Here is an 11,576-nt window from a genome sequence, read left to right as displayed (position 1 = left end):
GCCGCCGTCACTCTCGCCTCACTGCTGATGTGGGCGTGACATTTGACGACAGAACCTAGCCCCATCGGCGTGCGGATTCCGCGAGCACCGCGTCGAGGAACTCCTGAGGGGGGCAGTAGAGGTGTTCCTCGATGTAGTGGGGAAGCAAGTCGGGCGCCGCGTAGACGCCGCCGCCCTCCCTCGTGACGCGGATCTCGGCGGATCCCAGGCGGAACCGCGAGGAGAATCGCGGCGATCGTGCCCAGTGTTCCGCGGGCTCGTCGCAGAGGTCGCAGTAGTGGCGGCCGCGGGTCTGTCCTTCGCCGAGGTAGGCGAGGTTCGTCAGATCTTCCATGATCCGGGGCGATACCTCGCCGATCTCGTACTCCTTGCCGCGTTCCAACCATCCGACGGCCACCCAGCCCGGTTCCGCTTCGGGGCTGTAGTCGTACGGCGCGAGATCGGCGAAATACGTCACCGTTCACCTTTCCTGAGGAGAACCGCACGTCCCCTGTCGGGACGTGCGGAGGGGCGCGGCGTGGCACCCGGGAAAGCCCGGGTGCCACGCCGCTCGGTCCAGTGCCTGTCACCCGAAGTGCATCGAGTTGAACTCTCTGCAGATGGCCATGTGGACGTCGCCCATGCCTCTGGAGATCAGGCTACTGATGTTCGTGGCCTGCGTGACCGTCCTGCTCCCGCCGAGGATGTTGAGGTCCACGGGGGGAGCGATGATGTAGTCGGGGAGGATGTCGCCGGGACCGAACGACTCGACCGCCCTCGGGGCGGCCGCTCCGCCGGCCTCGACGGCCTTTCCTACACTGTCCGCGAGCGTGGCGTCGTGCGGGACGTAGAAGTGCAGCCTGGTTCCTTCTGGGACCATCATCTGGCGCGGCGCGTGGCCGTAGTAGCCGTGCCCGGAGAAGACCGTGTCGCCGCCAGCGCGGCGCCCGGGAGAAACGCTGGCGGGGCCCTTGCCCTTGACCCCTACGTTCTTCTGCTCCCGGCCCTTCACCTCGACGGGCCGGTCGTCGGCGTCCTTCCGGGTGGTGCGCTTCGAAGAGGCGCCGGATCCTCGGTCCCCCGCGTCGTCCTTGGCCTTCGCCGGCTTGTCCGGCTTGGGAGCCTCCTTCGGCTTGGGTGTGGCCGGCGGGGTGACGTTGTCTGCGGCGTTGGCCGCGCCCTTCGCGTCAGCGGCCTTGTCGGTGGCCTTGGTGACCGCCTGGACGGCGTCGATGCCTTCGTCGACGTACTTCGCGCCCTTGGCGGCGCTGGCGGCGTATCCGACGAGCGGGATCGCGGACGAGAAGGAGAGCCCGGCGTCGATGTAGTTGCCCTCGGCCGTGTACCAGATGCCGTTGGCGACGTCGGCGGCCTCGCCGAGGACCGGCACCAGGCCGACGATGTCGAGGGCGGCGTGGCCCCAGTCCGACCAGCCCCACCACAGACCCGTGGGGTCGGGGAACATGAGGGGGTTGTTGCGCCCGTACGCGTACGCGTTCAGGTGCTGCGAGTCGCTGATGTCCAGGATCGGGTCGACCGAGAGGAACCGGCCGAGGGCCGGGTCGTACTGGCGGACGCCCATGTGGACGAGGCCGGAGCCGGGGTCGTTGACAGACCCCACGAAGCCCTGTTGTCCGGGCCAGGACGCCGGGTTGGCACCGCGGACCTCACCGAAGGGGAGGGTGCGGCGCTGACTGACGGTCTGGCCCGCGGCCACCGCGTCGATGGTGAGTTCGGCAGTGCCGTTGAGGCCGCCGGCGAGCCAATACACCTGGGTGGCCGAGGTGCGGACCGCGACGGTCTTGCCGCCGTGTCCGTAGTAGCGGACGGCACTGGTGGTGTCGTCCGTGGTGACGGCGGTGTTCTTGGTGTCGACGGTGAGCTCGGTGGCGCCGAGGTACAGCGTCGCCTTGCCGTACTCCTTGCGGATGAGGCGGTTGCCGTCCGACAGGATCACGTTGGTGGTGTGCTTGGCGAAGGTCCAGCGCTGGATGGCGGCGCTGGAGCAGGTCGCGGCGGTGGCCGTGGTTCCGCTGGTGGTGGCTGTCAGGGTCAGGCACAGGCCGGTGGCGGTGTGCTTGACGGTGCCGTTGTCCTGGATCTTCCACTTCTGCGTGGCGTCGGTGGAGGAACAGGGACGGGCGAGGACCGCGCTGCCGCTGGTGGTGCCGTTGGGAACGGCGCAGACACCGAGGGCGGTGAGCTGCTCGTCCTTGTTGAGCTCCCAGGCCTGCGCGGTGCTGCCGGAGGCACAGGTCAGGCCTTGGATCGCGGTGCCGGATGCGGTTGCGCCACCTTTGAGGTCGAGGCAGAGGCCGCCGTTGCCGGTGACCGAGCCCTTCTCCCCCACCTTGGAGGTGCCGACGAGGCGGCCCATGGCGTCCCAGCGCAGCAGCTGGTCGACGGCCGGGGACTGCGCGGTGGCCGCCTTCGTGCGGCGGACAGTGTTTCCGGCCGCGTCATAGGCGTAGCTCTGCGAGGTGCCCGTCGTGGCGGTGACCGCTCCAGCGCTGTTCACCGTCTCGGCGGTGACCGTCGCGGTGGGCAGTGTGTGCGGACCGTCGGCGCCCGCCGCGGGCATCTGGGCCGTGGTGGTGAGCCGCAGCGCGGAGGTTCCGCCGGCCGTCGGGTTGACGGGGTTGCGGATCTCCTTGGTGCGGTTGCCGGCAGCGTCGTACTCGTAGGAGTGCCAGTACGGAGCCGGGCCGCCGATCGTGCTGCCCGCCGCCGGGGGCGCCGCGCAGGTGGTGGCGGTTTGGGTCCACGCCGCCTTGAGGCGGCGCAGGTAGTCGTACTGGAAGCACTGGACGTCCGCGGCCTTGCCCGTGGGCGCGTCCGCGATGGTCTTGATGTTGCCGACCGCGTCGTAGACGTAGGTGGTGTCGACGTCAGGGTTGGCGATCGACTCGCGGTCGATGCGGCTGCCGGTGAGGCGGCGGGTTCCGTCCTCGTAGAAGTTGGTCAGCCAGGTCTGCTTGGCGGCGCTGGAGACGCCGAGGGTGAGCTGTTCGGCCTCCCCGAAGTTGGAGTAGCGGGTCTCCCTGACGTAGTCGGTGGTGCCGTAGGTGAAGGTCGGCAGGCCGGTGAGGTCGTAGCCGGTGGTGAGCTTCTCGGGTGGCAGGGGGCCCGCCGCGGGAAGGGTCACGGCGGCCACCGCGCCGTCGGCCTTGTAGGAGGCCGAGGTGGTGTACGTGCCGGCGAGCTTGCCCTCGGCCGCCGGGACGACCAGCGAGGTGGAGGTGGGGCGTCCGTTGACGTCGTAGCTGTTGACGACGGACTTGTACTCGTTGCCACCGCTGAAGGTGGACACGGCGGTCGGTCGGCCGATCCCGTTGGGGAGGGTGTCGTAGACCCAGGAGCTGAGGGTCTCGCTCCCCTTGGCGATCCGGGTGGTGCGGCCGATGTTGTCGTAGTGGTACGTGAGGGTGACGCCGAGCGGGTCCGTCGTGCTGGACAGCCGGTCCAGCTCGTCGTAGGCCAGCGTGGTGACGCCCTTGTCGGGGTCGTCAGCGGTGCGCTGGCGTCCGAGGGCGTCGTAGGTCCACTTCCACTCGTTCTTGGCCGTGGCGTCCTTGGCCGAGGAGAGACGGCCCGCCTTGTCGTAGGCGTAGGTGGTGGTGCGGCCAGTGCCGGAGACGGAGTCGGACTCGTACTCGGTGAGCGAGACCCTGCGTCCCTGGGCGTCGGTGCAAACACGTGTGGGGGTGCCGCCCGTGGGCGGGTCGCTGTCCGTGCAGTCGCCGTGGAAGACGGTGCGCGTGCGCCACTTCTCGACGCCGCCGACCTTGAAGACGGAGGCCGTCGCCCGGCCCGCACCGTCGTAGACGGTCTCGGTCGCCGGCGGGTTGCCACCGACCGCGTACTGCGGCTCGACGACGGTCGTGCCGGGGTCGTCCAGGTTGTAGAACGGGCCGTGCTGGACGACCGCCAGGCCCCGCGAGTCGTACTCGACCAGGTTCAGTACCCGCCCGGTGTTGGGGGTGGGGGTCTGGGTCTGGCGGGTGCGCAGGAGTCCGTCGTACAGCTCGTGGGAGACCGCGACGTTGCCGTTGGGCTTCAGCGTCCGGGTGGTGACGACGCTGGCCGCATCCGCGTTGATGTCGTACGCGTACTCGGTGTTGGGGATGTCCATGGCCTTGGTGCGGCCCGGGAGCCACACCCTGACGAGGCGGCCGAGCGCGTCGTAGGCCAGGTCAGTGCGCTGGTTGTTGGCGTCGGTCGTGGCAATGACCAGGCCCCAGGCAGGGTCGACGGTCGAAGAGGTGCTCTGTCCGATGCCGCCGGTGACCGGGGGCGGGGTGGTGACCTTCATCCCCGTGACCGGGCCGCCGGTGGCGGGGGTGTAGGAGGTGGTGGTCCGGTTGTTCTTGGCGTCCTGGACCGCCGTGACGCGGCCGTGGGCGTCGTATTCGGTGCTCGTGGTGGTCTGCAGGACCGGGGTGGTGCCGCTGTATCCGGTGACCCGCTGGCTGGAGCTGATGTCGCCCTTCGTCGGGACCGCGCCGTAGGCGAGGTCGTCGTAGAGGGTGCGGACGTCGGAGATCGCGTCACCGGGATAGCTGGGGGTGGTGGCGCAACCGACCGCGACCGTGTGGACGCGCTTGACCAGGGTCAGCAGGTTCTTGTCGGTGTTGCGGGCGTACTCGTAGCGGGTGCAGGAGTCGTCCGAGGTGTCGCCGTTCGCGCGGTCCTCGCCGATGTCCCCGAGGTCGGAGGACGAGGTGAGCATGCCGTAGGCGTCGTAGCTGTGGTCGATCGCGGTCCGGCGGATCCCGCCGGTGACGGCCGTGCGGGTGTTGACGCGGTCGGTGGCCAGCAAGAGGGCCTCGTCGGAGCCCTCGGTCGCGGTGGGTGAGGAGAGCCACGGCCGGTTGACCGACCCGTTGACCTCCTTGGCCGCGCGGTCGGCGGCCGTGGCGGCGGGGACGGAGGAGTAGGTGCGGGCCTCCAGCTGGTAGCCCTGGAGGCGGTCCTTGTCCTCGATCCGGGTACCGTCGGAGGCGGTGACCCAGACGTCCTCGGTGCCGCCGTCGCCGTTCGTCCGGTCGCCGTCCATGCCCCGGAGGTAGGTCGCCTCGGAGCTGAGCTGCGCGGTGCCGGCGTCACCGGTGACGGTGCGGACGGTCTGGAAGCCCCGGAACTGGCTCCAGGTCTTGTTCTTGCTCTTGGCCAGCTCGCTGTCGTCGTAGCGCCAGGCTGCACCCCCGTAGTACTCGTACTTCGTCGTCTTGTTCAGACCGGCGACCGTGCGGTCGTCCTCGATCACCGTGTCGATGACGTACTTGTGGAACCAGTCCTCGTCCTCGCCGATCGCGCCCTCCTTCGACCAGAAGGAGGGGAAGCACCGCTTGGTGTTGGTGTACGGCGTCGGCAGGTCGGAGACGGTGCATTCGACGGGCTTGTAGTTGACGGCGATCTCGCCGCCGCTCTCCGAACGGATGGCGCGGATGCGCCACTTGTACATCGGGTCGCGGTCCTGGGCCTCGGCGTGCACCCGGTTGGTGTTCTTGACTCCGTAGAAGACCGTCTTCAGGCTCTCGCTGGTCCCGCCGTTGGCCTTGCCGACGTGGGTGATGCTCTGGAGCCACAGGGAGCGCGGCGAGGTGTCGGCGGTCGCCGGGTAGGACTGGTCCAGGGTCCAGGTGTCGACCGGGGTGTAGCTTCCGGACTTCAGGATCTGGGTGGTGACGGAGGTCAGCCGCTTGCGGGAGAAGAAGGCCGGGGACCACTGCTCCTTGCAGGAGTCGGTGTCCGTGCATATCTGGTCGAAGGGGACGTCGGGCCAGCGGGTGGCGGTGTCCTCCTTCAGGTCGCCGGGCTCGCAGTCGGCCGCGGCGCCGTCGCAGCGCTCGGCAACGCCGAAGACGACCCGGGCCGGGGCCTCGGTCGTGAGGTCGCTGTCCTCGCGCTCGCCGTACTCGATGCGCTTGAGGTAACCGCCGCGGTCGTAGGCGACCGAGACGTCGTCGCGCATGGCGCCGTAACGGTTGGTCTCCTTGTCCCAGTACAGGGTCATGGAGTTGCCGTGGACGTCGACGACATAGTCCAGGTTCCACCGCCACGTCTGGTTGCAGCGCGAGTCCTTGAAGGTGGACGCGTGGCAGGGCTCGCCCGAGTCGTCGCCGTACACGGGCACCTGCCAGGCCGACTCCTGCGACTCGCCGTCGGCCGCGGTGCGCTTGTTGCGGCCGAAGTAGTAGCGGGTGCCGTCGGTGGTGGTGACGACCCAGAACTCCTTGCTGTCACCGGTGTTGAAGCCGCCGGACCACCGCTCCACGCGCGTGCCGTCGTCGGCCTTCAGACGCCAGGTGCCCTCCAGCTTCATGTCCGGGTTGCCGTCGAGCGTGCGGCTGGCGTCGGCGCCGGACTTCTTGACCAGCTCGCCGTTGCGGCCGCCGAAGGACATGGTGGCGTTGTCGGAGTGCCAGCAGAGGTCGTACTTCTCCTCGCCCTCCGTGTCGTGCCCGTCGTCCTTGCAGGACCGGTAGGAGCGCTCGATGTACCCCTGGGACAGATCGAAGCCCTCGCCGACCCAGCTGGTCTGGGAGTTGGTGGAGGCGGTACGGCCGTCGACGCTGCCGGAGCTGTACGAGAGGGACAGCTGCGGCGAGGGACCCGCGACCGACGGCGGGACCCGCATCGGGTACTGCCAGGTGAAGGAACCCGAGTTGCCGGCGACGGACCAGGTGCCGGACGGGGTGAGCGAGGTCGCGGCGTAGTTGCCCGAGCTGCCCGCGGCGCCGGCGGAGACGGAGAGCACGGAGAGGCCGGTGACGGGGGCGGACGCGGCGGTGGCGCGTGCCGCGGCCCCGGTGCCGGTGGTGCTCTCGGGGAGGGCGAGCTCGGCCGTGAGCGTGCCGTTCTTCCGGTCGTTGGAGGTCCTCAGGACCTTGCCGTCGGCGCACGCCCCGGGCGTGGCCGAGGTGATCAGGCAGGAGCTGTGCTGGACGACGCGAAGGCGCGAGGCCCAGTCGCCTCCGTAGGCCGCGGCGAAGGCCTTGTAGTCGATCTTGACGGTGATGCGGCCGGCGGCGGTCTCGCCGTCGGCGCGGGCGACGGTCAGCAGCAGGCCGTCGACGCCGGCCTGTGCGGTCTTCGCCCGGGACATGACCTCGACGTCGACGCGTCCGGGCACCTGGGTGCCCAGGGCCTCGGCACCGGCCTCTCGGGCGGCAGCGTTCCGGGACGCGAGCTTGCCGCGTACGGCAGGCGGGGTGACGATCCGGACCGGCAGGGTGCCCGCCCGGTCCTCGACCGCCGCCTCGGCAGCGGTCAGGCTGCCGTCGAGGGCCCGGGCACGCAAGCCCGCGACCGGGAGTTCGGCCACGCCCTTCCCTGCGGCCGGCCAGACGGCCTTCGGGTACGGCACGGCGGCCGCCTCGGCGGCGGCGTCCTTCTCGCCGTCCTTCTCCCAGGCGAGCGGAGTGACGTCGACCGAGTCCATGACGGTCGTCTTCGGGCGCCGCTTCTCCCGCGCCGCCTCGTCGAATCCGTCGGCGGCCCCCACGGCGGGAGCTTGCAGGAGGGTCAGGGTGACGGCTCCCACCACCCCCCAGGCCGTGACTCCGCCGCTCCTTCTCAGGAAGGCTCTACGGGCCCTCAGGCCCCTTGCTCCGATGCGCATCTGCGCGACTCCTCAACGGCCACCGCGCTCCGCGGGGCCGATTCAGGGCACGGCGACATGCCGCCGTGCCTCCCCCGACGAGCCGCCCTCGTGGGGGCGGCCCGTCCTTGTCACCACCCCGGGCGGCGGGCCCGGTACGCGGTGTGGTCTGTGTGATCGGCGCGGGCGGCTCGGGGCCACCCGGAGAGGCCAGCCACGGGGAGCAGGTCCCCACGACCGGTCCGGGTGCCGGCCGGTCGGGGTCAGCGACCGGTCCGGCACAGGGAGCTGTTAACGCTGGGACGCAAGGCGGCCGATGTCGCTGCGTTCGAGGACGGTCGGGTAGATCCGGACGTCGTCGATGTCGCCCTTGAAGGGGTCGGCGTACGCGCCCGCCCACTTACCACGGCCGACCTGGAGCCCGGCCGTGGCGTTCCAGCTCTTGGTCGGGTCCCAGGTCGTGCCTCCGTCGGCGGACGGGATCACCTGGTCGGAGGCGACCTCGTTCCCGTTGACGTAGAGCGTGATGGTGTTCCGGGTGGGGTCGAAGACCCCAGCCAGGTGCACCCACTGCCCGACGTACGAAGTGCTCTGCGTGAGCCCGGCGTAGGCGCGGGCGGAGTCGGTGCCGGAGTCGAGCCGGTGCCGGGAGAGCGTCCAGCCGTTGGTGGTGGACCAGTAGATCGCGAAGCCGTTGCCGACGGCTCCGGACTGGCTGACCACGGCCCGGTTGACCGTGACGTCGGTCACCTTGGCCCAGGCGGAGACGGTGAAGGACTTGCTGGTGTCGACGCGGCTGGGGCCGGTGGCGTAGTCGGTGGCGACACCGTCGAAGCGAACGGCCTTGTCGGTGACGACCGCGGTGTCCGCGCCTGCCACCCAGGCGCCGCCGCTCACGGTGAGCGGAGACTTGTCCGCAGTGCCCACGCCGGAGGAGTCGGCGGCGACGGTGCCCGTCGTCTCGTCGAAACGGTAGGAGCCGACGGTGCAGGACTCGGCCGAGGGGTCGGAGCAGGCCCGTCCGGCCTGGAAGGTGACCTTCTCGACGGTGCTGGCGTTGCCCGCGCGGTCAACGCTCTGGAAGTAGAGCGTGTGGAGACCGAACTTGGGGATGGGCACCGACGTGGTGCCGTCCGCGCCGAGGGTGGCCGGATCGACCTTGGCAGACGGGGTCGAGTCGTTGAGGCCCCACAGGTAGTACTGGACATCGTTGCCGTAGACGGAGTCGCGGTTGCCGTTCGCCTTGAGGGTGAAGGGCATGGATTGGCCGGCCTTGATGTCCGCCAGCGGCGGCAGGCCCACGGCGGGCTTGTCCGGGTCCTCGGTGTCGACGGAGAACTCGCACCAGTCCGACCAGGCTCCGGCGTCGATGCCGTCACTCGCCTGGGCGTGCCAGTTGTAGGTGTGCCCGTGCTTGAGGTAGCCGCTCGGGATCGCCTTCTCGAAGGAGCCGTCCGGTTCGTAGCCGGTCACCAGGTCCCCGTACACCTGAACGTCGGTCGCGTTCGGCAGCATGTCCCAGGCACGGAAGGTGACCTTGATGTTGTGAGCGTCGGCGTCGTTGGCAGAGACAGTGAGAACCGGGGTGGTGTCGTTCTGGTTCAGCCACGGTCGGCCGGATCCGGTGACACACGCGGTGGCCGGACTCGTCGTCTTCTCGCCGGAGGGCTTGCCGGGGAGGGTGTTGTAGTAGATCCGGAGCGTTCCGGTGTCGCCCTTGAAGCGCTTCCAGCCGCTCGCCGCGTCCTCGTCCGCGGCACGCAGGGAGAAGGCGACCGACGCGCCCGCTGCGGCCTTCGAGCGGACGGTGGAGGTGAGGTTCTCGTTCGTCTCCTCCGGGTTGTCGTTGAAGTTGACGGTGCCGTTCTCACAGCCGAACTGCTCGTTGCCGTAGGCGACGCTCCGGTCACCCATGAGGTCGCCGTCAGCGGGTTTGTTGCCCCAGTTGGTGCCAGTGGAGAGGGCGTTCTCATCGACGCGGTGCAGGTTCACCCAGCTCGGGCTACAGGAGTAGGAGAAGGTCTCATAGACACTGAACGTGGCGTCGTAGATCTTCCGGTTCTCCCAGCCGTCGAGGTTGAACTCGAAGTACATCCGGCCGACATAAGCGGACCCACAGCCTCCGCTGCTGCAGCGGCCGATTCCCTTGTCATCGTCGAAGTTGGCGTACTCGGTACTCGGGGAGTCGCTGTTCGCCCAGGTGTAGAAGGAGCGCTTGCCGGGCGCTGTGGGCTTCTCCACGCTGAGCGGCGGGTCGATGTAGAGCGGGAGGCTGGACGCGTCGGCGGCGGCGAGGAGCGCCGGGTCCGGCGTGAGGGTGACCGAGTCGGTGTCGACGGTCATGCCGACCTCGGCGTGGTCGTCGCCGGGCATGGGGGCGACGGCCGGATCCTCCTGGAGGGCATCCTTCGGGTCGCCCGACGGCGCGGCCCGGGCGGCCGCCTCGCTTCCGGAGTCCCACATGAGCGGGGCCGCTCCGGAAAAGAGGATCTCTCCGGTGGTGTCGTCACTGACGAGCAGGCCGCCCTCGGCGTTCTCGGCAATTTTCAGGCCGTCGTTGCTCTGCTCCAGGCGAATGTCGGAGAGGGCCGGATCGGCCGCGGCCTCTTCGGTCCGGACGACGAGAACCTGCTGGAAGCCCTCGGGTGTGGCCTTCATCTGGAGATCGACGCCAGGGATGACCGAGCGGTACTCGGCGACGTCGCCGACAAGGACGGGCGCCGGGAGACGTTCGGGCCACTTCAGGGCGGCGCTGCGGCCGGCGTCTGCGACCTCGACCAGCGGGTCGGTGCCACCGCCGGAGAACTCCACGTCGACGAGGGCCGACCGGGGGCCGACCGAGCCGTCCGGCTTGATCTCCAGTGTGGTGTCGAGGTCCTTCCAACTCCCGTCCTTCTGCGGCACCCATCGGGGTGCGGCGGAGAGCTCGGCGGTGAAGCCGCCCTCGGGCTCGGCGAAGACCCGCTCGGCGATGCCTCGCTGCGACATGTCCTCGACCGGGCGGCCGGTCTCCCTGGCCTCCTCGACGGCCCCCTGGGTCACCGCGTGGAGACCGGGGAGCGTCGGCTCCGGTTCTTCGGCGGACCCGACGGGCACCGCCATTCCCATCAGAAGCGCGGAGCCGAGCAGAACACCCAGCCACCGTCCCCCCTTGAATTGCGCAGTCACGCGCTGTCCTTCCCCCCGGCAGCTCTTCACGAGCCACCTGTGCACGGGCTGTGAAAGCAGTAACGAGGAGACCTTAACCAGATCAAGTTTTGGTCAAGCGAGCAAAAAGACTTCTATGTCATGTACTCGAAGTGATGTTCAACACTGAAATTCTCTATGGTCGAGCGCTCGTCTTCCGTGTAATGGCTTGACCCAATTGGAAGATGACGGCCCGGCACGTATGCCTACTCGAAGCTGTCCGCTTCCGTGTCCCCGTCCGCACGGTCGTCCAGCCCGGGCAGCAGGTCCCAGGCGACCAGTGGCGACGGACATGGTGTCGGGCCGGCGGGGTGGAGCGTGGCGTCAAAGGTGGTCCGAGTGCGGTGCGACGGGACCCGGCCCCAGCCGACGGGCTCGATGGTCCTCCACAGCTCGTCGGTGAACTTCGTACCGCAGTCGGCTCACACGGGACGGCGGGCCTCCTGCTCAGCCGCGTGTTCCCACGCTACGTCTGTGCAGGTGAGCACTGTTGCGTATGACTCCCGCTCCCCCAGGCCAGGGCGAGGAAGCGCGCGATCCGGCCGAGGTCGAGCTCGACGGCGAGCGAGACCGTGATGACGGCGTGGTCGACGTTAGCCGCGAGGATCTGGCCCTCGGACCGCTTGGAGGAGGTGGAGCGCGCGAAGGCCGTACGGCGCGGCAGGCACGCGCGCACGTACCGGGGGTCGCCGGCGCCCTCCGAGCGCGCGGATCGAACGGGTCTCAGCCGGAGACCACGGAGGTGGGAACGATGAACTCCTGAATGCGGGCAGAGCCCGTCACCGTGACAGTCATCGATGTCCTCACC

General features: G+C 69.5%; 3 protein-coding genes and 1 pseudogene. All 4 read right to left on the bottom strand.

Features of this window, described 5'->3' with window-relative positions:
* Positions 1-55: 55 nt before the first annotated feature.
* A complete protein-coding gene (locus tag IE180_RS27165) occupies positions 56-457 on the bottom strand; it encodes a DUF7919 family protein (RefSeq protein WP_190159591.1) in 402 nt (133 codons plus the stop codon).
* A 108-nt stretch (positions 458-565) separates the two neighbouring features.
* Entirely contained in the window at positions 566-7,486 is a 6,921-nt protein-coding gene (locus IE180_RS27160) for a putative adhesin (protein WP_190159590.1), read from the bottom strand.
* Positions 7,487-7,873: 387 nt separating this feature from the next.
* Positions 7,874-10,750, bottom strand: coding sequence for a LamG-like jellyroll fold domain-containing protein (locus IE180_RS27155; RefSeq protein ID WP_190159589.1), 2,877 nt, complete (start codon positions 10,748-10,750; stop codon positions 7,874-7,876).
* 517 nt (positions 10,751-11,267) lie between these two features.
* Positions 11,268-11,468, bottom strand: a pseudogene (gene rsgA / locus IE180_RS27150) (GTPase RsgA); the annotation flags it as partial.
* Positions 11,469-11,576 lie beyond the last annotated feature (108 nt).

The organism is Streptomyces litmocidini, assembly GCF_014649755.1.
GTDB classification, from domain to species: Bacteria; Actinomycetota; Actinomycetes; order Streptomycetales; family Streptomycetaceae; genus Streptomyces; species Streptomyces litmocidini.
Note: the sequence above shows the minus strand (reverse complement) of the source record. Positions and strands in the feature narration are given on the sequence as shown.